Source organism: Nocardiopsis sp. NRRL B-16309 (assembly GCF_001279585.1).
Lineage (GTDB): Bacteria > Actinomycetota > Actinomycetes > Streptosporangiales > Streptosporangiaceae > Nocardiopsis.
This window is the reverse complement of record NZ_LGEC01000027.1, coordinates 55,844-78,426: the sequence shown is the minus strand read 5'-3', so window position 1 is coordinate 78,426 and position 22,583 is coordinate 55,844. Positions and strand designations below refer to the sequence as shown.

The window sequence follows — 22,583 nt, the reverse complement described above, 5'->3', positions numbered from 1 at the left end:
ATCAGATCAACCGGGTGTCCGATACCCCCTGCCGATTCCGACACAGAGCCGTATTCCCCGGCCTTGTCCGCCTAACTCCGGAGTAAGCGCGTAGAACCCGTACCACCCGGGTAACCAAGCTTGGGATGAGTGCACCGGTGAGCGAGGACCACCCCCTATGAACCCCACTCAACGCGCCGACCGCCCCTCCGTCCCCCGACAGTCACCCATCCCCCACCCCCGCCGCCCGCACCGGACACGCCAGCCCTATCCGGGAGGAGTCACCGTGGACGGGCCCTATCTCCGGGTGGAAGACACCGGGGACATCCACGCACTCGCCGCCGAGGTCACCACCGTGGGCCGCGGCGAGGGCGCCGACATCCGGCTCAACGATCCGAGCGTCTCCCAACTGCACGCCGAACTCGTCCGGCGCGGCCCCTACGTCTACGTCGTCGACCTCGGGCTGTCGCGCAACGGCACCCGCGTCAACGGCCGCCCCATCGCCCGCCGGGTCCTGGAGGAGGGCGACGTGGTGAGCTTCGGCACCGCGCGCTGCCGCACGGGCGGGCTCCCCCGGGAGCAGATCAGCCCGGACATCGAACTGCGCCGCGGGGCCGCGCCCGAACTCACCCGCCGCGAACTCGACGTACTCACGGCCCTGTGCCGCCCGGCGCTGTCGGAGGAGGCGTTCGTGGCGCCCGCCACCGCCAAGGACATCGCCGAGGCGCTGGTGGTCACCGAGGCGGCGGTCAAGCAGCACCTGCTGCGGCTGTACCAGAAGTTCCGCATCCCCGAGGGGCAGAACCGGCGCACCCGCCTGGCCAACGAGGTCGTGGCCCTGGGGCTGGTACGCCCGATGCCCATCAGCGGGTCCGCGCGCCGGGCCAGCTGACCGGGCCCGCGACGTCGGGGCGCGGGCTCAGCCGCTCCGACGGGGCCCGCGCCACGGCTGAGCGAGGCGACCGGTGTCCGCCGCGCGGACGGCCGCGGCGCGGACGGCCGGACCGCGGATGCCAGGACCGCCTGCGCCCGTACGGCGGCCGGCCGCGGCGACCGCGTGTGCCCGGACCGCGGATGCCAGGACCGCCTGCGCCCACGTCCCTCCCGGCCGCACGGCGGCGGGGGCGGAGGCGCCCGTCGCGCCTCCGCCCCCGACCGGCGTCCGGACCCGGCCGTCAGCCCGCCTGGCGCTCGGCCGCCTCGACCACGTTGACCAGCAGCATGGCCCGGGTCATCGGGCCCACGCCGCCGGGGTTGGGCGACATGAACCCGGCGACCTCGGGAACGTCCAGGGCGACGTCGCCCACCAGGCCGTCGTCGGTGCGCGAGACGCCGACGTCCAGCACGGCCGCGCCGGGCTTGACCATGTCCTTGGTGATGAGGCCGGGCACGCCCGCGCCCGCGACGATGATGTCCGCGTTGCGGGTGTGCGCGGCGAGATCACGGGTGCCCGTGTGGCACAGGGTGACCGTGGCGTTCTCCGACCGGCGGGTCAGCAGCAGGCCGAGGGGTCGGCCCACGGTGACGCCGCGGCCGACCACGACCACCTCGGCGCCCCGGAGCGGCACGTCGTACCGGCCGAGCAGCTCCACGATGCCGCGCGGGGTGCACGGCAGCGGAGCGTCCTGCATCAGCACCAGCTTGCCCAGGTTGGAGGGCTGGAGGCCGTCGGCGTCCTTGTTCGGGTCGATGAGGCCCAGCACCCGGTTCTCGTCCAGGCCCCGGGGCAGGGGCAGCTGCACGATGTAGCCGGTGCACGCCGGGTCCTCGTTCAGCTCGTGGACGGCCCGCTCCACGTCCTGCTGCGTGGCGTCCGCCGGCAGGTCGCGGCGGATGCTCGCGATGCCGACCTGCGCGCAGTCGCGGTGCTTGCCGCGCACGTAGGAGTGGCTGCCCGGGTCGTCGCCGACCAGGACGGTGCCCAGCCCCGGGGTGATCCCCCGGGCCTTGAGTTCGGCCACCCGCTCGGCGAGCTCACCGCGGATGGTCTTCGCGACGGCCTTGCCGTCCAGAACGGTCGCGCTCATGCGGTTCCCCTCGCTCTAGTGGAAGAAGTGGCGGGTGCCGGTCAGGTACATGGTCACGCCGGCGGCCTTGGCCGCGGCGATGACCTCGGCGTCGCGCACGGAGCCGCCCGGCTGGACGACGGCGCTCACCCCGGCCCCGGTCAGGATCTCCAGACCGTCGGGGAAGGGGAAGAAGGCGTCGCTGGCGGCCACGGAGCCGCTCACGCGCTCACCGGCGCGGGTGACCGCCAGACGGGCGGAGTCCACCCGGTTGACCTGGCCCATGCCCACGCCGACGGTCGCGCGGCCGGAGGCCAGCAGGATGGCGTTGGACTTGACGGCGCGCACGGCCCTCCAGGCGAAGGCGAGGTCGGCGAGGGTGTCCTCGTCGGCCGGGGTCCCGGTGGCCAGGGTCCAGGTCGCGGGGTCGTCGCCCTCGGCGTCGATCGCGTCCCGGGACTGCACGAGCAGGCCGCCGCTGATCTGGCGGTTCTCCACGCCCGAGCCGAAACCGGCGGCGTCGGCGACCAGCAGGCGGATGTTCTTCTTCTTGGTGAGGATCTCGACCGCGGCGGGCTCGAAGCCCGGCGCGACGACGACCTCGGTGAAGATCTCCGCGATCTGCCCGGCCAGCTCGGCGCCCACGGCCCGGTTGGTGGCGATGACGCCGCCGAACGCCGACACCGGGTCGCAGGCGTGCGCCCTGCGGTGGGCCTCGGCGTTGTCGGTGCCGATCGCGATGCCGCAGGGGTTGGCGTGCTTGATGATGGCCACGCACGGCTCGTCGAAGTCGTGGGCGGCGCGCAGGGCGGCGTCGGCGTCCACGTAGTTGTTGTAGGACATGGCCTTGCCGTGCAGCTGCTCGGCGCCGGCCAGGCCGGAGGCGGGGGCGCCCGCGACCGTGTACAGCGCGGCCTTCTGGTGCGGGTTCTCGCCGTAGCGCAGGACGCTCTCGCGCTCGTAGCCGATGCCGAGGTAGCCCGGCCAGCCCGAGTCGGCGGCCTCCGAGTCGGGGGCGTAGGCGCCGGCGAACCAGGAGGCGACCGCCGCGTCGTAGGTGGCGGTGTGCTGGAAGGCCAGCCCGGCCAGGCGCTTGCGCTGGTCCAGGGTGAAGCCGCCCTCACGGACGGCCTCCAGGGTGGCGCCGTAGCTCGCCGGGTCGACGACGACGGCGACGCTGCCGTGGTTCTTGGCGGAGGCGCGCACCATGGCGGGCCCGCCGATGTCGATCTTCTCGATGCAGTCGGCCTCGGAGGCGCCCGAGGCGACGGTGTCCTGGAAGGGGTAGAGGTTGACCACGACCAGGTCGAAGGGGGCGATGCCCAGCTCCTCGATCCTGGCGACGTGGTCGGGCTTGCTCCGGTCGGCGAGGAGTCCGGCGTGCACGTGGGGGTGCAGGGTCTTGACCCGGCCCTCCATGATCTCGGGGAAGCCGGTGACGTCCTCGACGTTGGTGACGGGGACGCCGGCGTCGCGCAGCTTCGCGGCGGTGGAGCCGGTGGAGACGATCTCCACGCCGGCCTCGGCCAGACCGGTGCCCAGCTCCTCCAGGCCGGTCTTGTCGTACACGCTGATCAACGCACGCCTGATGGCCTGCTGGGTCACCGGTTCTCCTTCGTGTCGGTCGCGTCGCTGACGCTGTGCTCTGTGCGGCCGGGCGCGGTCCGACCGAACCGCACGTGCCTGCCGTCGATGGTCCAGCCCTCGCGGGCGAGCCTGCCGACCGTGTCGACCAGCATCTCGCGCTCCACGGCCTTGATGCGCTCGTGGAGGCTGGACTCGTCGTCATCGTCCTCGACGGGCACGGCGACCTGGTCGATGATCGGACCGGAGTCGACGCCCTCGTCGAGGAAGTGGATGGTGGTGCCGGTCACCCGGACACCGTGGGCGAGCGCGTCACGGACGGCGTGCGCGCCGGGGAAGGAGGGCAGGAGCGCGGGGTGGATGTTGACCGCCGGGTGGCTGCCGACGACGTCGGGGCCGAGGATGCGCATGAACCCGGCGGAGACCACCAGGTCGGGCTCGTGCTCGTCGATCCGCTCGGCCATCGCCCGGTTCCACTCGCCGCGGTCGGAATAGTCGCGGAAGTTGACGACGAACGTGGGCACACCGGCGGCTCGGGCCAGTTCGATCCCACGGGTTCCCTCACGGTCGGATCCCACGGCCGCGACCCGCACGCCGTAGGCGGGGTCCTGGGCCGCTTCCAGCAGGGCGGCCATGTTGCTGCCCGTGCCCGATATGAGGATGACCACTCGCGCGGACAAATGCTTCTCCCAGGTGTCGTAGAGAACGGTGCGGGAGAGTCCTCCCGCGTCCGGGGGCGCCGGGGGACGGCGCAGCATCCGGAGGAACAGGGACACCCGGCACGGAGTCCGGGCAGGGAGCCGGACCGCACCGCGGACGTCGTTCGGGGTGGCCCGCCTCCCCCGCGAAGCCGCCCCCGTGGGCGCTGTCGGGCGACGGGCGGGCCGACCGGGCCCGTCCGCGTCCCAACCCTATCGGTCCGGGTAGCGTCTACCCCACGGGGACCACACGTTTCGGGAACCCCGCCGCGGACCGACCGGAGCCCCGGGACCCCTCGGGGTGCCGGTACCGGATACGCTCCCGCGCAGGCGGAAGCGGACCATGACGCCCTGGGGGCGTTCCTAAGGAGTGAACCTGTGACCGACAACAGCCCTCAGCCCCGGACCGACGGGCAGCCTCCCCGGATGGAGCGCGGCGGCCTGTGGGGGTTGTTCTTCGGCATGGCCGGGCTGCTGCTCCCGCCCTACGGGGCGGTCCTGTCGGTGTTCGGCGTGGTCCAGGGCTTCCGGGCACGACGGGCCGCGCGGGCCAACTCCACCACGGCGCCGGGGGCGATCCTGAGCGTGGCGGTCGGCCTGGTGGGCCTGGTGATGTCGGGGACGATGACCTATGTGGCGATCGCCTACCAGGAGGAGGTCGCCGACTACCGGGACTGCTCGGCGCGGGCGCACACGGTCGCCACGCAGTCCGAGTGCGACGAGGCCTGGGAGGAGTCGACGGGCCTGCCGCCCACCGCCGTCGGCTGGTGAGGCGAGCGGCACCACACGGTCTCCGAGGGGCGGCGGGAGTTCTCCCGCCGCCCCTTCGCTTGCCGCCCGCCCGGCGGCGCCGCCCGTTGGGCCCGATTCCGGTCATTCCTCCTAGTGGAAACGGCTGATTCCCAAAGCAGCAGGCACCCCCAAAGGGACTACACTTAGTATGCAATCGTTCACTAAAAGTGTTGCCTACGCGTGTGCGGAGAGGATCCGATGGACACCGAGACCCCCGGCTCGTCCGGACCGGAACTAAGGGAGTACACCGCCCTGCTGCGCCGCCGCCTGCGGCTGGTGGTCGCCGGTGTGCTCGGCGGACTGGTCCTCGCCACGGCCGCGGTGCTCATGGTGCCCCCCTCGTACTCCGCCACGGCGGCGGTCCAGGTCCGGCCGACGGGCGTGGCCGAACTCACCGGCGAGCGCTCCGGCCGCGTGGCCGGGGACGTCAACCTCGACACCGAGGCACAGGTCGTGCTGTCCGACCAGGTCGCGGCCCAGGCGGCCGACGCGCTCGCGGAGTCCGGCGGAGCCGCGCCCGACACCGCCGACCTGCGCGAGCGGGTCGAGGTGACGGTGCCGCCCAACAGCAACGTGCTGGAGATCCACTACACCGCCGACAGCGCCGAGGCCGCACGCGCGGGCGCCGACGCCTACGCGCGGGCCTACCTGGACCGGCGCGAGGCGCAGGTGCGCGAACTCGTGGGCTCCCAGCTCGACGCGCTGCGCGCGGAACAGGAGACCCGCTACGAGGCGCTGGCCGAACTGGCCGCGGAGAGCGCCGGGACGGCCGGCACCGCCAGGGCCGGGGCGGACGCCCGGGCCGAGGCGCTGCGCGCGGAGATCGCCGAACTCGGCAACGGCATCAGCCCGCTCGGCGCGCTGGAGGAGACCATCGACCCGGGCCAGGTCATCACCCCGGCGTCGACGCCGGAGGGCCCGGCCTCCCCGATCCCCGCGCTGTGGCTGATGGGCGGGGCCGCGCTCGGCCTGCTGGCGGGCCTGCTCGCCGCCGTGGCCCGCGACCGCCTCGACCCGTGCCTGCGCGACACCGAGGAGACCCCGCGGCTCAGCGGGGTCCCGATCCTGCTCGACCTGTCCGGGGGGCGGCGCTCCGAGCGCGCCGTCGGCCTGCTCGGCGACGACGAGGCCGATGGCCAGCGCGTGAACGAGGCCGCGCACCTGGTCCGCACCCGGCTCGCCCCCGTCGGCGACGCCGAACCGGTCTCCGACGCCGCCGACGGGCCCGCGCCCGGGCGGATCCTGTTCACCGCCGCCACCACGTCCGGCCGGGCCGGGGCGGTCGCCGCGGTCAACCTGGCCGCCGCCCTGGCCCGCACGGGCGCGCAGACGCTGCTGGTGTGCGCCGACCCGCGGACCGCGCCGGTCAACGGGCTGCTGGGGCTGGCGGACGGGCCCGGCCTGGCCGAGGCGCTGGTCGAGGGCGAGGACCCCGCCGACCTGGCGGTCCGGCCCGACGCCGCCCCGCTGCTGCGGGTCCTGCGCCACGGTTCGGCCGACCTGGACGCCCCCGTGCGGGGCACGGCCATGGAGGACCTGCTGCACCTGCTGCGCTCCACCGCCGAGTACGTCGTCGTCGCCCTGCCCTCGACCGGCGAGCGCGCCGACGCCCACGCCCTGGCGGGGACCGCCGACCTGCTGCTGCCGGTGGTCGAGCTTGGGCGCACGCCCCGCGCCGCCCTGGCCGGGCTCCTGGCGACCGCCGACCGCTTCGGCGCGCCGGTCCCGGGCACGGTCGTGCTCCCCCGCCAGCCGCGCGCCGAGGACACCGTGCCCGCTCCCGCGCGCGGCGGTGCCACCGACGCCGCCGTCTCGACCGTCCCCGGCGCCCCTGCCGGGGCCGGCCGGGTGCCCGCGGCCAGGGAGGGCGCGCCGTCCGGTGGGGCCGAGCGGTCCACGAGCGCCGCCGGGACCACGGCGGCCTCGGGTGCCACGGGGACGGGTCCGGACGAGCGCGTGTCCGCCGACGCCGAGGCCGGGCGCCGATGACACGACGTCCGCCCGCGTCCGGCGCCGCGGCCCGGCCGACCGGTGTCGGCCCGGATACCGATCCCGGGCCGGGCTCTAGGGCAGGTCTCGGGGTGGGCCTCTGGGCGGAGCGGGTCACGGGGTGGCCGCTGCTGTGGCTGCTGGCGGGGTATCCGCTGTGGTGGGCCCTGGGGCTCGGCCAGTTCGCGTACTGGCTGTTCGCGGTGCCGATGGCCGCCGAACTCGTGCGCCGCCACAGGACCGTGGGACTCCGGGTGCCGCCGGGGTTCTGGCTGTGGGCGCTGTTCCTGGTGTGGACGGTGGTCGGGCTGCTCCTGGTCCCGATGGACCTGCCCGGCACCGTGCCCGGCAGCGGCGGCTACGGCGGGGCGGTCCTGCGGGTCGTCAACTACCTGGTTCTGACCGTCCTGCTGCTGTACGTCGGCAACCTGTCCGAACGCGAGCTGCCCACCCGCCTCGTGCTGTGGGCGCTGGCACTGCTGTGCCTGTCCACCATCGCCGGGGGCTACCTCGGGATGTTCGCGCCCCGGTTCGAGTTCACCGCACCGTCCGAGTACCTGCTCCCGGCGTCGCTGGCCGGCGACCCCTACATGCAGGCCCTCATCCATCCCGCGTCGGCGCAGGTCATGGACATCTTCGGCTACGAGTCCGCGCGGCCCAAGGCGCCCTGGGAGTACACCAACCTCTGGGGCTACATGCTGTCCCTGCTCCTGGTGTGGATGCTGGTGGCGTGGTCGGTCCACCGCACGGGGTGGGTGCGCTGGGCCTCGGTCGCGGTCGCCGCCCTGTCCATCGTCCCGATCGTCTACTCGCTCAACCGCGCCCTGTGGATGGGGCTGGCGCTCTCCCTGGTGTTCGCGGCGGTCCAGGCGCTGCGCCGGGGGCGGGTGGCCCTGGTGGGCGGCTGCGCGGTCCTGGCCGCGGTGGCGCTGCTGGTCCTGGCCGCCTCTCCCCTGGCGGACGTCGTGCGCACCCGCGCCGACAACCCGCACAGCGACGACGGCCGCGCCGCCACCAACGCCCAGTCCGTGGTGGCCGCCGACCAGTCCCCGGTCCTGGGGTGGGGCACCACCCGCGAGGGGCTGGGCAGCGAGCAGTCCATCGCGATCGGCCCCAGCCCCGAGTGCCCCACGTGCGGCCACCACGTGATCGGCAACGCCGGCCAGCTGTGGATGACCCTCATCGCGAACGGCTGGGTCGGTACCGCGTTCTTCCTCGCCTTCTTCGCGTTCACGGTCTGGCGCCACCGCGCGGTGACCACCCCGGTCGGGCAGGCCGCGCTGCTCACGATCCTGCTGCTGTTCTGGTACATGCTCTTCTACGTCGCGCTGATGTCTCCGCTGGCCGTCACCCTCATCGCCGTCGCCCTGCTCTGGCGGGGCGGGGCGTCGGTGCCGGCCGGAGCCCCCGCGCACCGCCACGGAGGTCGATGGTGAACAGTGAGACGACCTACCTCACGGACGTGGCCGCCGTGCTGTGGCCGTGCGGCGGACTGCTCGGCCCCGGCGACGGGAGCGTGCGCAGGCTGGTCCGCCGCGACCGGGGCAGCCAGTACCTGCCCGTGCCCAACGCGCAGAGCCCGCGGGTGATCCTGCCCGCGCACAACCGGTGGGCGGCGGCGCGCGGGATCGCCTCGTTCGCCCAGGGCCACTCGTTCGCCGAGCGGCTGCGCACGCTCCTGCTCACCGGGGCCTTCGCCACCGGTCTGGCCCCGCTGATCCTGCGCGACCGGCTGTACGTGGGAGCCGGTCCCGGGATCGAGCACGCGCTCACCGCCGCGCTCGACCGCGACCTCGCGATCGCCATCCACGTCGGCCCCCCGCGGGCCAACCGCAAGCCGGTCCTGCTGCTCCTGAGCCCCGCCGGGCGCACCATCGGCTACGCCAAGGTGGCCATCAACGAGCTCACCGGGCGCCTGGTGCGCGCCGAGACCCGCGCCCTGCGCCTCCTGGCCGACGCGCGGCTCAGCGACGTGACCGTGCCGCGCCTGCTGTACGAGGGCGAGTGGAACGGCCAGCCGCTGCTCGTCCAGGAGGCCCTGCCGGTGGGCGACCAGACCGACCGCCCCACCCGGCGCCAACTGCTCCGCTGCGTGGTCCAGATCGTCAACCTGGCCCGCGTCCGCGAGCGCTTCCTGTCCGCCAGCCCGTACCGGCGCGCCCTGGAGGAGCGGATCGTGGCCCTGGGCGCGCGCCCCGAGGCCGCCCCGCTGCGGGCGGCCCTGCGCCGCCTGCCCGACGTACGCGTCCCGTTCGGGGCCTGGCACGGCGACCTGACCCGCTGGAACATCGCCAGCACGTCCCGGCGCGCCTTCGTGTGGGACTGGGAGCGGTTGGCCATGGACGCCCCCGTGGGGTTCGACGCCCTGCACTACGACCTCAACGAGTGCGTCCAGGCGGGCGTGCACCCCGGGGTGCACCGCTGGCTGGACAGCGGGTCCCGGCTGCTGCGCGACCCCCTGATCCGTGACACCGGGCTGCGCGCGCACACCGTCTCCACCGTGATGGCCCTGTACCTGATCGACCTGGCCACCCGCTACCTGCACGACCGCCAGTCCGAGAGCGGCGGCCACCTGGCCTCCGTCGACGACTGGCTGCTGCCCGCCCTCGACGGCCTCCAGGAGAGAGCCGCACACGAGGCCTCCCACGCCGACGACCCTCCCCTGGGCGCGGTGTGAGCCCCGCCCGAAGGAGCCAGAGCCCCCAGTGGCTCGGTGACGGGACCACCGGGGGTTCGCGGGGGGCGCGCCAGTGTTCTGCGGGCCGAGGGCGTAGCTGAGGCCGGACCGCGCCGACGGGGTTCTGGAGGGCCTGGAGGTGCGCTCCCGAGGAACGAGGAAGTGTACCTCCAGGCGCGAAGGTTCCCGTTCTCAAGGCGCCCAGGCCGAAGCGAGAAACGAGCGGAGGCCCGAAACAAACAACGAAAGGATCCAGCGATGCCCAGGGACCGCTCCCCTGTCCCTCTCCGGCGCCTCGCCGAGCGAGGACGCCGTGCCCTGCTCCCCCTGTCCGACGCGTGGGGGACGGCGACGGCCCCGACCCGGGCGCTGCCCGACTTCCTGATCTGCGGCGCGCAGCGCGCGGGCACGACGTCGCTGTTCAAGGCGCTCGCCCTGCACCCCTGCGCCGTCGGACCCACCCTGCGCAAGGGCGTGCACTACTTCGACACGGACTACCGGGACGACCTCGACCACTACCGGGCCCGCTTCCCGGCGCGGTCCCGCCTGCGTCCCCGCGGCGGCCGTCCCCGGGTCCGGGTCTTCGAGTCCAGCCCGTACTACCTGTTCCACCCCCTGGCGGCCGAGCGGATCGCGCGGGACCTGCCGTGGGTGCGTGTCGTGGTGATCCTGCGCGACCCGGTGGAGCGCGCCTACTCCGCGCACGCCCACGAGACCGCCCGCGGGTTCGAGGACCAGCCGTTCGAGAAGGCGCTGGAGCTGGAGTCCCAGCGGCTGGCGGGAGAGGAGGAGCGGCTGGCGGCGGACCCCGACTACCGCTCCCACTCCCACCAGCACCACGCGTACGCGGCGCGCGGCCGCTACGTCGACCAGCTCCTGCGGATGGAACGGCACCTGGGCCGGGACCGTGTGCACGTGGTGGACCACGCCGACCTGTTCGACGGCACCGGACGCGCCCTGGCCGAGATCGAGCGCTTCGTGGGCCTGCGGCCCGGGTCGGGGCGGAGTCCGGGGCGGCACAACGCGCGCGTCCGGGGGCGGATGCCGGAGTCCCTGCGCGAGGAGCTCTCCGCGCGGTTCGCCGACAGCGACGCCCGCCTGGCCGAGTGGTGGGGCCGGACGCCGTCATGGCGACGGTGACCGCCGCGGCGGACAGCGGATCGCACGCCCTGCGGCGCGTCCTGCGCGGCGGAGTCGTCAACCTCATGGGCACGGCCGTGGGCGCGGTCCTCAACCTCGCCCTGATCGTGATGATCACGCGGGCGCTCTCCCAGGAGACAGCCGGACTGCTGTTCGCGGCGACGTCGGTGTTCATGGTCGCGGTGGCGGTCGCGAACGTGGGCGCGCCGGACGGGCTCGTGTACTTCATCGCGCGCATGCGGGTGTTCGGGCGCACCGACGGGGTCGGGCGGCTGCTGCGCCTGGCGATGGGGCCCACGGTGGCCGCGGCGTGCCTGCTGGGGCTGGCGATGCTGATGTTCGCCGAGCCGATGGCGCGGGCGCTGGGCACCGACGAGGCCGCCACGTACCTGCGGCTGCTGGCGCTGTTCCTGCCGTTCGCGGTGCTGACCGACACGGCGCTGGCGGCGACGCGCGCCCACCACGACATGTCGGGGACGGCGGTCGTGGAGAAGGTGGGCCGACCGCTGGCGCAGGTGGTGCTGGTGGGGGCGGTGGCCCTCAGCGGGGCGGGCGGGCTGCTGGCGCTGTCGTGGGCGGGCCCGTACCTGCCCGCGGCGGTGGTGGCGTGGTTCTGGCTGGGGCGCGTCCTGCGCCGGGCCGCCCGGGACGAGGAGGCCGCGGTGGCGGACGGCGCGCCCGGCGCGGCGACGGTACGCGCGTCGGAGGGCGCGCTGGACGTCCCGTCGGACCAGGAGGCGACTCCGCGCGCGTTCTGGACCTTCGCGCTGCCCAGGGCCGTGGCCGGGGTCGCGCAGATGGGGATCCAGCGCGGCGGCGTGATCCTGGTGGCGATGCTCAGCGGTCTGGCGGGCGCCGCCGTGTTCACCGCCGCGACGCGGGTGATGGCGGTGGGCCAGTTCGGCACGCAGGCGGTGCTGGACGCGGCGCAGCCCCGGTTCGCCGAGCAGGTCGCCACCGGCGACCACGCCGGGGTGCGCGGGCTGTACCAGGTGGCGACCGGGTGGCTGGTCTGCCTGACCTGGCCGCTGTACCTGGGCGCCCTGGTGTTCGCGCCCGAGGTGATGCGGCTGTTCGGACCGGAGTACCGGACGGGCGCGGCGGCCCTGGTGGTCGTGTGCGCGGGCCAGCTGGCGGCCTCGGCGCTGGGGATGGGCGACCTGATCCTGGCGATGACGGGCCGCACCGGGCTCAACCTGCTGAACAACGTGCTGGCGCTGGCGGCCAACGTCCTGGCGTGCCTGGTGCTGGTGCCCGCGCTGGGGGCGACGGGGGCCGCGACGGCCCTGGTCGGGGCGGTGCTCCTGCGCCGGGTGCTGCCGCTGTGGCAGCTGCGGTCCCTGGTGGTGCTGCATCCGTTCAGTCGCCCCGTGATGGCGGCGGCGGCCAGCGCGCTGGTGTGGTTCGCCGTCCTGCCGACGCTGCTGACGTGGGTCATGGGCGCCGGTCTGCCGACCCTGGCCGCGGCGGTGTGCGCGGGAGCCCTGGGGCACCTGGCGACGGTGTGGTACCTGCGCGGTCCGCTGGAGCTGTGTCCGGGCCGGTGAGGGTCGGTTCCATGTTCCCCCGATCCCTTGGTTGGCTACTCTTAGTTATGGGATGATGACGAAATGTTCGATCGACCGGTTCTCCTGGTGGCGTCCAGCGGGGGCCACCTCGCCCAGCTGCGCGCGCTCCGCCCGTGGTGGCGGGACAGGAAGCGCGTGTGGGTGACCTTCCGTACCCCCGACGCCGAGTCCGCCCTGGCCGGTGAGGACGTGCGCTGGGCGCACTACCCCACCACCCGCCACCTCGGCAACCTGCTGCGCAACACCTGGCTGGCGCTGCGGGTCCTGCGCCGGCTCCGGCCGTCGGCGGTCGTCACGACGGGCGCCGGCGTGGCCGTGCCGTTCTTCGTGCTGGCCTGGCTCCTGCGGATCCCGACGGTCTACATCGAGGTCTACGACCGCATCGACACCCCCACCCTCACCGCACGCCTGTGCCGCCCCTTCACCCGGCTGTCCCTCGCCCAGTGGGAGGAGCAGCGCTCGTTCATGCCCAGCGCCATCACGGTAGGACCGCTCTTGTGACCGAACACGCCACCACCGAGGTTCCGACGCCCGACGACAGCGACCACCCCGACGTGGTGGTGAGCCTGGGCACGGACCACCACTCCTTCGACCGCCTGGTGCGGTGGATGGACGACTACGCCCGCCGCCACCGCGACCTGCGCGTGCTCGTCCAGCACGGGCACAGCACGGCGCCGAGGAAGGCCGACGGAACGCCGTTCCTGCCCGGCGAGGAGCTGGGCGAGCTGATGCGCCGGGCGCGCGTCGTGGTCACCCACGGCGGGCCCGGGACCATCCTCCAGGCGCGCGGGACGGGCCACCTGCCGATCGTGGTGCCCCGCGACCCCGAACTGGACGAGCACGTGGACGATCACCAGCTCCTGTTCGTCCGGCGGCTGGAGGACACCGAGCGGGTGCGCTCGTGCACCACCCCGCAGCAGCTGGCCGGGCTCATCGACCGGGCGCTGGCCTCCCCCGACGAGTTCCGGGTGAGCGAGGACCGCGAGGACGGCCCCGAGCGGGCGGCCCTGCGCGCGGGCGCCCTCATCGACCTGCTGACCACCCCCGCCGGTGCCGCGCCCTCCCCGGGGCCCGGCATCTCCGCGGGCGCGGACGGCGACGGACCCGGCACCGCCGAGGGCACGGGCGCCTCCGGGAGCACGGACGCCGCGACGGAGGGCCCCGCCGAGGCCCGGACGTGGCCGGACGTGACCGTGGTCGTCCCCACCCGGGACCGCCCCGAACTGCTGCGCCGCACGTTGGAGGCCGTCCACGACCAGGACTACCCCGGCCGCATCACCGCGATCGTGGTGTTCGACAACGACCAGCCCGACCCCGCGCTGGCCCGCGCCGGGGACGCGCGCCCGGTGCGCGTGGTGACGAACTCGATGACGCCGGGGCTGGCGGGGGCCCGCAACACGGGCGTGCTGGCCGCCGACACCGACCTGGTGGCGTTCTGCGACGACGACGACACCTGGCTGCCCGGCAAGCTCACCGCCCAGGTCAGGGTCATGCTCGACGAACCCGACACCGAGATGGTGTGCTGCGGCATCCGGGTGGTCTACGACCGCGTCCAGGCGGAGCGGGTCCTGGACCGCACCAGCATCACGTTCGCGGACCTGCTGCGGTCGCGCCTGACCGAACTGCACCCCTCCACGTTCCTCATCCGCCGCCGGGCGATGATCGACGGCTGCGGGACCGTCAGCGAGGAGATCCCGGGCAGCTATGCCGAGGACTACGAGCTGCTGCTGCGCTTGGCCAGGCGGGCGCCGATCCGCAACATCCCCGAGCCGGGGGTCCGGGTGCTGTGGCACCGGCGCTCCTACTTCTCCGGGCGCTGGCAGACCATCGCGACCGCGCTGCGCTGGCTGCTGGAGCGCTACCCCGAGTTCCGCCTGGTCCCGCGCGGCTACGCGCGCGTGAGCGGTCAGATCGCCTTCGCGGAGGCCTCGGCGGGCCGCCGGGGCGCCGCGCTGCGGTGGATCGGGCGGACGCTGCGGTACCGGCCCCTGGAGGGGCGCGCGGCGCTGGCCCTGCTGGTGGTGTGCGGGGTGCCGCCCGCGTGGATCCTGCGGCTCCTGCACCTGCGCGGCAAGGGCGTCTAGCGAGGCGGCCGGGCCCTCGGCCGGGGCGGGGGCCGGGCCGGGCCACCCGCTCGTCCACGGGCCCGGAGCCCGCCTGCGCCAGCGGACAGCACGCGAGCCCCCGCAAGCGCGTTCCGGGGACCCGTCCTAGTCCGCGTCCCGGCCGTGGGCGTACTCGGCCAGCCGGCGGACCCGGTCGGGCAGGTTCACGTAGGGGTCGCGCCCGGCCATCTCGAAGCCCTGGCGCGCGTAGTGGTTGGCGCCGATCCGGAAGTCGCACCCCTCGGACACCTTGTTGTCCCAGACCTTGACCGCACGGACCCGCTCGTACTCGCGCAGGACCCGGGGGATGTCGGCGTACCAGCGCAGCGTCTCCCGGGGCCCGATGTCGGTGGTGCCCATCTCGCCGATCATCACCGGCTTGTCGGGGTCGATGCCGTGCCGCGGCCCCTCCTGCTGGATCCACTCGTAGGCGGGGGCGAGCGCCTCCTCGAAGGAGTCCACCCCGTCCCAGTGCGGCATCAAGTCGCAGTTGGTCATGTTGTACGCCTCCCAACTGATCCAGTCGACGTAGTCGTTGCCGGGCCACAGGCCGGGGAGTCGGTCGAGGTTGTCCGCCCAGCCCGTCACGTTCCACACCCAGATGGCGTTGTCCGCGCCCTCCCGGCGGTACAGGTCCACGATGTGGCGCCAGCTGCGGACGAACTCCTCGGGCGTGCCGCGGTTGTTGTAGCGCTGGTTGCCGTCGGCCTCGTGGTCGAAGGTGACGAAGTAGGGGACGCCCAGCTCGGCGACGCCCCGGGCCTGGGAGCGCAGGCTGTCGTCGAACCGTCCGGCGATGATGTCGCGGTAGGCGATGGCGGGGTGGCCCTGGCGGTTGAAGCGCCGCGCCTCGATGTTGGTGTGCACGAAGCGGCCCTCGGCGACCATGCGGCGCTCGCGTTCGCCCGGCACACCGGCCTGGTCGATGCCGCGCCAGGTGTAGACGATGTCCATGTCGCGGTCGACGGCGCTCTCCAGCGGCCCGACGTCGTCGCGGTAGGGGCTGGCGCCCCACCAGACCCCGCAGCTGGGCTCCAGGATGTCCGAGACCGTGCACGCGAGCTCGGCCGGCATGCCGAGGAACGCCGCGGTGGGCGAGCCCGATCCGTCCACCGGGAGCTCGTCGAGCCCGGCCGCCGGCTCGGACTCCCGTCCGGGCGCGTCGCCCACGCCCGTCACCGTCAGCGCGACCGCCAGTGCGCCCGCCGCCGCCATACCCCGTACCGGTCCCCTGTCCACGGTCCACGCCCCCAAGTGAGTTTCGACAACGCAGAGTACTCAGTCAATCACCAAAGGTCCGTTTCCGGGCGTGCGACATACCAGCGGCATTCCGGACATCAGTATCCGTACCGTCGGAGTGAGGGGCAGGTCATCGCGCTGACGAGGTGCCGCCGCCAGGGGGCGAGGTCCCGCTGCCACCCGTGGTCGGCCCGCACCCCGACGGGACCGTCCGCGAACCGCATGGGATTGCCCGACACCGCGTGCCCGCGCGAGAGCCGCACACCGTCCGTACCCAGGTCGAGGGGGCGCCCGGCGTGCCCCGCGAACGCGGCCACCCGCCCGAACTCCGCCTCCGGGTCGGCCACGAAGTCCTCGTAGCGCACCCGCAGCGTGGGCGTCCCCCGCCGGGCCAGGGCGTCCAGCGCCGCGTTCTGTGTGAGCCACTGGACCGCCGACCGGCCGGCGGAGTAGCGGGCCATCTCCGGCTCGCTGCTGGCGGGCGAGGCGTCCGGCCGGGCCACCCGCTTGCCCCAGGAGTGGGCGACCGCTCGGGGGTCGCGCACGATGTGCAGCAGGTGCAGGCGGGAGCCGTAGCGCCGGCGCAGGCACGCGGCGAGGGAGGCGTGCTTGCTGGCGTCCACGATGACGTGCGCGCCGCTGACCAGGCACACGGCCGAGTACAGGCGGTGGTAGAGCTCGGTGTAGCGGTCGGCCCGGGACGCCAGCACCCCGTCGCGCCCGATGCTGAGCAGGGCCGGCAGGTAGCGGGTCCGGTCGACGCCGTCCTTGAGCCGCAGGACCTCGTGGACGTCCAGCCGGTCCCAGCCGCCGAACGCCTCCTTGCCCACGTCGCTCCAGAAACCGCAGTCGGCGAACGGGCGCCCGCAGCCGCAGCGCTCGTTCTCCAGCAGCCCGCGCCGCCACAGGTGCACGACCTCACCGATCGCGACGAAGCCCGGAAGCTCCCCGAGCAGCCGTTCGATCAGGGTCGAGCCGGAGCGGCCCATCCCACCCACGAAGACCAGACGATAGTCATCCACCCGGCCAGGGTATGACCTTGCGTCATGGCGTGCACACGAAACGCGACAACCCGTCCGGGTTCCGAATCCGGCGCGACGACGGCCCCGGGCCGGGGTGTTCCTCCCGGTCCGGGGCCGCTCGTCCCGGTCGCGCGCGGTGCGCGCGGCCCTGTCGGCCTGGGCGGCCCGGTTGGCCCGGGTCGGCCTCGTCGCCTAGGCACTGTTTTTTGAACGGGTCAGGTCCCGAAGCCAGATCCGGATCGAGGCCACCTGCACGGTCCCGTCGAAGATCGCGGCCCGCTTGTCGTAGCGGGTCGCGACCGCCCGGTTCTGCTTGAGCAGGTTGATCGCCCGCTCCACCGTGTTGCGGTCGCGGTAGGCCGCCTGGTCGAAGGCCGGGGGCCTACCGCCAGCCGACCCCCTGCGCCGGCGGTGTTCACGCTGGTCACGGGGCTGGGCGATGGTCGCTTTGATCTTGCGCTTGCGCAGGTGGTCCCGGTTGGCGCGGCTGGAGTAGGCCTTGTCGCCCAGGACCCGGTCCGGGCGGGTGCGCGGTCGGCCGGTGCTGCGGGGCAGCCGGAGGGCGCCCATCAGGGGTTCGAACATGGGGCTGTCCCCGCGCTGGCCCGGGGTAGTGGCCAGCACCAGGGGCCGCCTGTGCTGATCGGCGATCAGGTGGATCTTGGTGGTCAGTCCGCCCCGGGAGCGCCCGAGTGCTTCAGATCCGTCCGGTTCGTCCCGCGCTGTGTCCCCCTTTTCGCTGCTCCGGCGGCGTGCTGGTGGGCCCGGACGGTGGTGGAGTCGATGCTCGCGATGAGTTCCTCGCCGGTGGCCGCGTCGATCCTGAGCCGGTCGGCGATCCTCTGCCAGGTGCCGTCCAGGGACCAGCGGCGGTGCCGTCCAGCTGCGGTCTCCCAGGGTCCGTACCGTTCGGGCAGGTCACGCCAGGGGATCCCGGTGCGGGTGCGGAACAGGATCGCGTTGATGACCTTGCGGTGGTCGGCCCACTTCTTGCCCTTGGGGGCATCGTCGGGCATGAGCGGGGCGAGCAGGGCCCACTCGGCATCGGTGACTTCATGGCGTCCGGGCACGTTCACCAAGCCTGCCAGAGCAGGCCTTGCTCTGCTCCCACTTCCAAAAAACAGTGCCTAGTCCGCCTTGACGACCATGCCGGCGCCGACCGTCACGTTGGTGGCCTCGTCGATGAGGATGAACCCGCCGGTCTGCCGGTTCTTGCAGTACTCGTCCACGAACAGCGGCTGGGTCGCGCGCAGCCGCACCCGGCCGATCTCGTTGAGGGCCAGGTGGTCGGCCTGCTCGTCGCGGTGGAGCGAGTTGACGTCCAGCCGGTAGCGCAGGTCCTTGACCATGACCTTGGCGGTCCGGCTCGTGTGCTTGATGAGGAGCTTGGAACGCGGCGTGAGCTTGCGCGAGTCCGTCATCCAGCAGACCATCGCCTCCAGGTCCTGCGAGACCGCGGGCGAGTTGTTGGGGCGGCTGATCATGTCGCCGCGGGAGATGTCGATCTCGTCCTCCAGCAGGAGGGTGACCGACATCGGCGAGTAGGCCTCGGCGACCTCGCCGTCGGCGGTGAGGATCTTGGCGATCCGCGTGGTCAGGCCGGACGGCAGGTGGACGACCTCGTCGCCCGGCTTGAGCACGCCGCCCGCCATCTGGCCCGCGTAGCCCCGGTAGTCGTGCAGTTCGGGGTCGGCGGACTTCTGCGGCCGGATCACGTACTGCACGGGGAAGCGCGCGTCGATCAGGTTGCGGTCCGAGGCGATGTGCACGTTCTCCAGGTGGTGCAGCAGCGAGGGCCCGGAGTACCAGGGCATGTTCTCCGAGCTGGTCACCACGTTGTCGCCGTGCAGGGCGGAGATCGGCACGAAGGTCAGGTCCGGCACGTCGAGCTTGGTCGCGAAGTCGGCGAACTCGGCCTTGATCTCCTCGAAGCGGTCCTGGGAGTAGTCCACCAGGTCCATCTTGTTCACCGCCAGCACCAGGTGCGGCACCTGGAGCAGGGTGGTGAGGAAGGCGTGGCGGCGGCTCTGCTCCTGCAGGCCCTTGCGGGCGTCCACCAGGATGATCGCCAGGTCGGAGGTCGAGGCGCCGGTGACCATGTTCCGGGTGTACTGGATGTGCCCGGGGGTGTCGGCGATGATGAAGGTGCGCCTGGGCGTGGCGAAGTAGCGGTAGGCGACGTCGATGGTGATGCCCTGCTCGCGCTCGGCGCGCAGGCCGTCGGTGAGCAGCGCCAGGTTGGTCTGCTCCTCGCCGCGCGCCGTGCTGGTGCGCTCCACCGCGTCGAGCTGGTCCTCGAAGATGGACTTGGAGTCGAACAGCAGTCGGCCGATCAGGGTGCTCTTGCCGTCGTCGACGGATCCCGCCGTCGCGAACCGCAGAATGTCGTTGTTCATGCTTGCCTGGTCCCTGGAGAAGAGGTTCGTGCGCCCGGAGCGCCGGGATGCGAGTCGTGGGCGGGGGCCGGCCGGTGTCCGGCGGACGCTCCCCGTCGAGGCGGGGCCGCGCGGCCTAGAAGTAGCCCTCGCGCTTGCGGTCCTCCATGGCCGCCTCGCTGGTCCGGTCGTCGGCCCTGGTCTGTCCGCGCTCGGTGATCCGGGTCGCGGCGATCTCGGCGATGATGTCGTCCAGCTCCACCGCCGTGGACTTGACGGCGCCCGTGCAGGTCAGGTCGCCGACGGTGCGGTAGCGCACGGTCTCGGAGAACACGGTCTCGGTCTCGTCGCGCTGGATGAGCGGCGAGTCGGAGAGCAGGATGCCGTCCCGCTCGAAGACCCGGCGCTCGTGGGCGAAGTAGATGGAGGGCAGTTCCAGGCGCTCGCGGCGGATGTAGTTCCACACGTCGAGCTCGGTCCAGTTGGAGATCGGGAAGACCCGGATGTGCTCGCCCCGGTTGATCCGGGTGTTGAACACGCTCCACAGCTCGGGCCGCTGGTTCTTGGGGTCCCACTGGCCGAACTCGTCCCGGAAGGAGAAGACGCGCTCCTTGGCTCGGGCCTTCTCCTCGTCGCGGCGGGCTCCGCCGAAGGCGGCGTCGAAGCCGTTCTCCTCGATCGCCTCCAGCAGCGCGGCGGTCTGCAGGCGGTTGCGGCTGGCCCAGCGGCCGGTGGGCTCGCTGACCTTGCCCGCGTCGATCTGCTCCTGGACCGAGGCCACCACCAGGCGCACCCCGGCCTGGGCCACCCGCCGGTCACGGAACTCGATGACCTCCTCGAAGTTGTGACCGGTGTCCACGTGCATCACGGGGAAGGGGACGGCGCCGGGCCAGAAGGCCTTCTCGGCCAGGCGGAGCATGACGATGGAGTCCTTGCCGCCGGAGAAGAGCAGCACGGGCCGCTCGAACTCCGCGGCCACCTCGCGCATGATGAAGATCGCTTCGGCCTCGAGAACGTCCAGCTGGGAAAGCTGGTACCGCCCGGGTGCCTGCTGACTCGCCTGACCCATGAATCCGCCTTAGTAATCCTGTCACGGCCGACGGCGGAGGGGTCCTTCGCTCAGCCCCCCGCGTGCGGACCGGCGCTGTCCAGGTCCGCGCCGTCGCGGATGCTTGCCAACAACATACCCGACAATTCCGATCGACATACAAGGACATCGGGGAGTAGCGGGTCGGCTACGTTGTAGCGCAGCGGCGAGCCGTCGATGCGCGAGGTGTGCAGACCGGCCGCACGCGCCACCGCGACCGGCGCGGCGCTGTCCCACTCGTACTGGCCCCCGGCGTGCACGTAGATGTCGGCTATGCCGAGCATCACAGCGCAGATCTTGGCGCCCGCCGACCCCATCGGGACGACCTCGGCGCCGAGCTGGGTGGCCATCCGCTGCACGAACGCGGGCGGACGGGTCCGGCTGGCGGTGATGCGCAGCCGCTGGCCGGCCGGGCGCTCCTCGGGCAGCCACGGCGGGTCGACCGTGGACACGGTGCTGCCCTGCGCGGGCAGGGCCACCGCCCCGGCGACGAGGTCGCCGTTCTCCCACAGGGCCACGTGCACGGCCCAGTCGGTGCGGCCGGGCTCGGAGAACTCGCGCGTCCCGTCCAGGGGATCGATGATCCACACCCGCCGCGCGCTCAGGCGGGCCGGGTCGTCGGCGCCCTCCTCGGAGAGCACCGCGTCGCTGGGACGCAGCCGCCCCAGGGCGGAGAAGAGGAACTCGTGCGAGGTCCGGTCCCCCAGCGTGCGCAGGACCTCGGGCTCGGCGAAGCCGTGCCGGGCGCGCAGGCGCAGCAGCAGCTGACCCGCCTCGCTCGCCAGGTCGCGCGCCACCTCATGATCGTCTCGAATGCTCTTCACCGGCTAGTATGCTCCCGCCCCACGGATCACCGCTGACCACGTCTTCCACAGGATCTGGATGTCCAACGTCAGCGACCAGTTTTCCACGTACCGCAGATCCAGGCGGACCGATTCCTCCCATGAGAGGTCGGATCGGCCGCTGACCTGCCAGAGGCCCGTCAACCCCGGTTTGACCACCAGCCTGCGGCGGACGTCGTGCCCGTACTGGGCGACCTCCTCCGGCAGCGGCGGCCTGGGGCCGACGAGCGACATCTCCCCTCGTACCACGTTGATGAGCTGGGGAAGCTCATCCAGCGAGTACCGGCGCAGCCATGCCCCCACGGACGTGACCCTGGGATCGCGACGCATCTTGAACAGCACACCGTCGTGCTCGTTGCGGGGCGTGAGCATCGCCTTCAACGCCTCGGCCCCGACCACCATGGTACGAAACTTGTAAACCGTGAACTCGGCCCCGCCCCTGCCGACGCGTGTCTGGGTGAACAGCGCCGGTCCGCCGCCCTCCGACCGGATGAGCGCGCACAGCACCAGCAGCAGCGGGGAGAGCAGGATCAGGGCCAGCGCGGCGGCCGTCCGGTCGAAGACGCTCTTGAGGACGCGGCGCGCCCCGGCGAGCTCGGGGTGCTCCACGTGCAGCAGCGGCAAACCGGCCACCGGGCGGATGGACGTGCGCGGACCGGCGACCTCCATGAGGGCGGAGGCGACGATGAGGTCGGTCCCGCTCTTCTCCAGCCGCCAGGCCAGTCGGCGCAGTTCGGCCCCGTCCATCTCGGGGCAGGCCAGCACGGCGACGGTGTCCGCGCCGACCAGGGCGGCGGCGTCCGCGGCGTCGGTGAAGGAGCCCAGGACCGGGCAGCCCTCGACCTCGTCGGGGGCGCGCCCGCCGAGGGACTCGCTCTCGGGCAGGCACACGCCCACGACCCGCATGCCGTGGTAGATCTCGCCCCGGAAGCGCCGGATGAGGTCGCGGGCGGCCACCCGGTAGCCGACGACCACGACTCCGCTCATGCACTCGCCCGAGCGCCGCCGCCGGTGCAGGGCCTTGCGGCGCGTGTAGCGCAGGGCCAGGCTCATCAGGACGATGAGCGGCAGGGCGACGAGGGCGTAGCCCCGGGCCAGGTCGAACTTGACCGCGTAGGCGCCGATGGCGACGGCCGACGCGAGCAGGGCGCCGGAGACGGCGACCCGCCGGTACTCCTCGGTCCCCACGCCCAGGAAGCGCCGCGCGTAGCCGCCGCCGAGGTAGACGAACACGACCCAGACGAGGGGAAGCAGGAGGGAGAGGTGGAAGTAGGGGGTCGTGGTCGCCGCGTCCAGGGAGTCGTGGAAGCGGGCCGCGGTGCCCGCCGCGGTGGCGGTGAGGGCGGCGGTGAGGTCGAGCGCGACCAGGCCCGCCACGTAGGAGCGCGTCCAGCCGCTCGGGCGCGCCCGCCGCGCGCCGCCGAGGCCCGTGGTGATCGGCGCCGGCTGCATCCGGTCGGCCTTCACCCCGCTGGTTGTG

18 protein-coding genes and 1 pseudogene are annotated in these 22,583 nt (G+C 73.3%); 9 read left to right on the top strand and 10 right to left on the bottom strand.

Annotated features, from left to right (window positions below; all coding sequences use genetic code 11):
- Window positions 1–265: 265 nt before the first annotated feature.
- The gene (locus ADL05_RS05005) at window positions 266–871 is read left to right on the top strand and encodes an FHA domain-containing protein (RefSeq protein WP_053615677.1); all 606 of its coding nucleotides are present in this window, start codon (window positions 266–268) and stop codon (window positions 869–871) included.
- A 283-nt stretch (window positions 872–1,154) separates the two neighbouring features.
- On the opposite strand, the gene ADL05_RS05000 is transcribed toward ADL05_RS05005, so the two are convergent.
- Genes ADL05_RS05000 through purN form a run of 3 tightly spaced genes read right to left on the bottom strand, consistent with a single transcriptional unit; the run spans window position 1,155 to window position 4,237 of the window.
- Window positions 1,155–2,006 (bottom strand): bifunctional methylenetetrahydrofolate dehydrogenase/methenyltetrahydrofolate cyclohydrolase, encoded by an 852-nt coding sequence (locus ADL05_RS05000; RefSeq protein WP_053615676.1) that lies wholly within the window; start codon window positions 2,004–2,006, stop codon window positions 1,155–1,157.
- 15 nt (window positions 2,007–2,021) lie between these two features.
- Window positions 2,022–3,590, bottom strand: coding sequence for a bifunctional phosphoribosylaminoimidazolecarboxamide formyltransferase/IMP cyclohydrolase (gene purH / locus ADL05_RS04995; RefSeq protein WP_053615675.1), 1,569 nt, complete (start codon window positions 3,588–3,590; stop codon window positions 2,022–2,024).
- Window positions 3,587–4,237 (bottom strand): phosphoribosylglycinamide formyltransferase, encoded by a 651-nt coding sequence (purN, locus tag ADL05_RS04990; protein ID WP_053615775.1) that lies wholly within the window; start codon window positions 4,235–4,237, stop codon window positions 3,587–3,589. Before purN ends, purH begins: the two co-directional genes overlap by 4 nt.
- Window positions 4,238–4,645: 408 nt before the next feature.
- Between purN and ADL05_RS04985 the strand changes: the two genes are divergently transcribed.
- The 8 genes from ADL05_RS04985 (at window position 4,646) to ADL05_RS04950 (ending at window position 14,517) form a co-directional block, all read left to right on the top strand.
- A complete protein-coding gene (locus ADL05_RS04985) occupies window positions 4,646–5,038 on the top strand; it encodes a hypothetical protein (protein WP_053615674.1) in 393 nt (130 codons plus the stop codon).
- A gap of 219 nt (window positions 5,039–5,257) precedes the next feature.
- A complete protein-coding gene (locus ADL05_RS04980; RefSeq protein WP_053615673.1) occupies window positions 5,258–7,048 on the top strand; it encodes a Wzz/FepE/Etk N-terminal domain-containing protein in 1,791 nt (596 codons plus the stop codon).
- Window positions 7,045–8,484: a ligase gene (locus ADL05_RS04975; protein ID WP_369800890.1), complete on the top strand. Its 1,440-nt coding sequence runs from the start codon at window positions 7,045–7,047 to the stop codon at window positions 8,482–8,484. The genes ADL05_RS04980 and ADL05_RS04975 overlap by 4 nt, the downstream gene beginning before the upstream one ends.
- Window positions 8,481–9,725: a phosphotransferase gene (locus tag ADL05_RS04970; RefSeq protein ID WP_053615774.1), complete on the top strand. Its 1,245-nt coding sequence runs from the start codon at window positions 8,481–8,483 to the stop codon at window positions 9,723–9,725. The genes ADL05_RS04975 and ADL05_RS04970 overlap by 4 nt, the downstream gene beginning before the upstream one ends.
- A 258-nt stretch (window positions 9,726–9,983) precedes the next feature.
- Complete coding sequence (locus tag ADL05_RS04965; RefSeq protein ID WP_053615671.1) at window positions 9,984–10,865, top strand: sulfotransferase domain-containing protein; 882 nt, start codon at window positions 9,984–9,986, stop codon at window positions 10,863–10,865.
- A complete protein-coding gene (locus ADL05_RS04960; protein ID WP_053615773.1) occupies window positions 10,853–12,412 on the top strand; it encodes a lipopolysaccharide biosynthesis protein in 1,560 nt (519 codons plus the stop codon). The genes ADL05_RS04965 and ADL05_RS04960 overlap by 13 nt, the downstream gene beginning before the upstream one ends.
- A gap of 63 nt (window positions 12,413–12,475) precedes the next feature.
- A complete protein-coding gene (locus ADL05_RS04955; protein WP_053615670.1) occupies window positions 12,476–12,934 on the top strand; it encodes a polysaccharide biosynthesis protein in 459 nt (152 codons plus the stop codon).
- The gene (locus ADL05_RS04950) at window positions 12,931–14,517 is read left to right on the top strand and encodes a glycosyltransferase (RefSeq protein ID WP_053615669.1); all 1,587 of its coding nucleotides are present in this window, start codon (window positions 12,931–12,933) and stop codon (window positions 14,515–14,517) included. The genes ADL05_RS04955 and ADL05_RS04950 overlap by 4 nt, the downstream gene beginning before the upstream one ends.
- A gap of 126 nt (window positions 14,518–14,643) precedes the next feature.
- Here the strand turns inward: ADL05_RS04950 and ADL05_RS04945 are convergent, their stop codons facing one another.
- The 7 genes and pseudogenes from ADL05_RS04945 to ADL05_RS04910 all read right to left on the bottom strand — a co-directional run bounded on the left by ADL05_RS04945 (window position 14,644) and on the right by ADL05_RS04910 (window position 22,555).
- On the bottom strand, window positions 14,644–15,753 hold the full coding sequence (locus ADL05_RS04945; RefSeq protein WP_053615668.1) for a glycoside hydrolase family 26 protein: 1,110 nt from the start codon (window positions 15,751–15,753) through the stop codon (window positions 14,644–14,646).
- A 122-nt stretch (window positions 15,754–15,875) separates the two neighbouring features.
- Window positions 15,876–16,766, bottom strand: a complete 891-nt coding sequence (locus ADL05_RS04940) for a sulfotransferase (RefSeq protein WP_053615667.1) — start codon at window positions 16,764–16,766, stop codon at window positions 15,876–15,878.
- A 225-nt stretch (window positions 16,767–16,991) separates the two neighbouring features.
- Window positions 16,992–17,815: pseudogene (locus ADL05_RS29360) on the bottom strand (IS5 family transposase).
- A gap of 111 nt (window positions 17,816–17,926) precedes the next feature.
- On the bottom strand, window positions 17,927–19,195 hold the full coding sequence (gene cysN, locus ADL05_RS04925) for a sulfate adenylyltransferase subunit CysN (RefSeq protein WP_053615665.1): 1,269 nt from the start codon (window positions 19,193–19,195) through the stop codon (window positions 17,927–17,929).
- Window positions 19,196–19,310: 115 nt separating this feature from the next.
- Window positions 19,311–20,243, bottom strand: a complete 933-nt coding sequence (cysD, locus tag ADL05_RS04920) for a sulfate adenylyltransferase subunit CysD (protein ID WP_053615664.1) — start codon at window positions 20,241–20,243, stop codon at window positions 19,311–19,313.
- Window positions 20,244–20,293: 50 nt separating this feature from the next.
- Window positions 20,294–21,085: a 3'(2'),5'-bisphosphate nucleotidase CysQ gene (locus ADL05_RS04915; RefSeq protein WP_053615663.1), complete on the bottom strand. Its 792-nt coding sequence runs from the start codon at window positions 21,083–21,085 to the stop codon at window positions 20,294–20,296.
- Window positions 21,086–21,088: 3 nt separating this feature from the next.
- Entirely contained in the window at window positions 21,089–22,555 is a 1,467-nt protein-coding gene (locus ADL05_RS04910; protein WP_053615771.1) for a sugar transferase, read from the bottom strand.
- Between the last annotated feature and the right edge of the window lie 28 nt (window positions 22,556–22,583).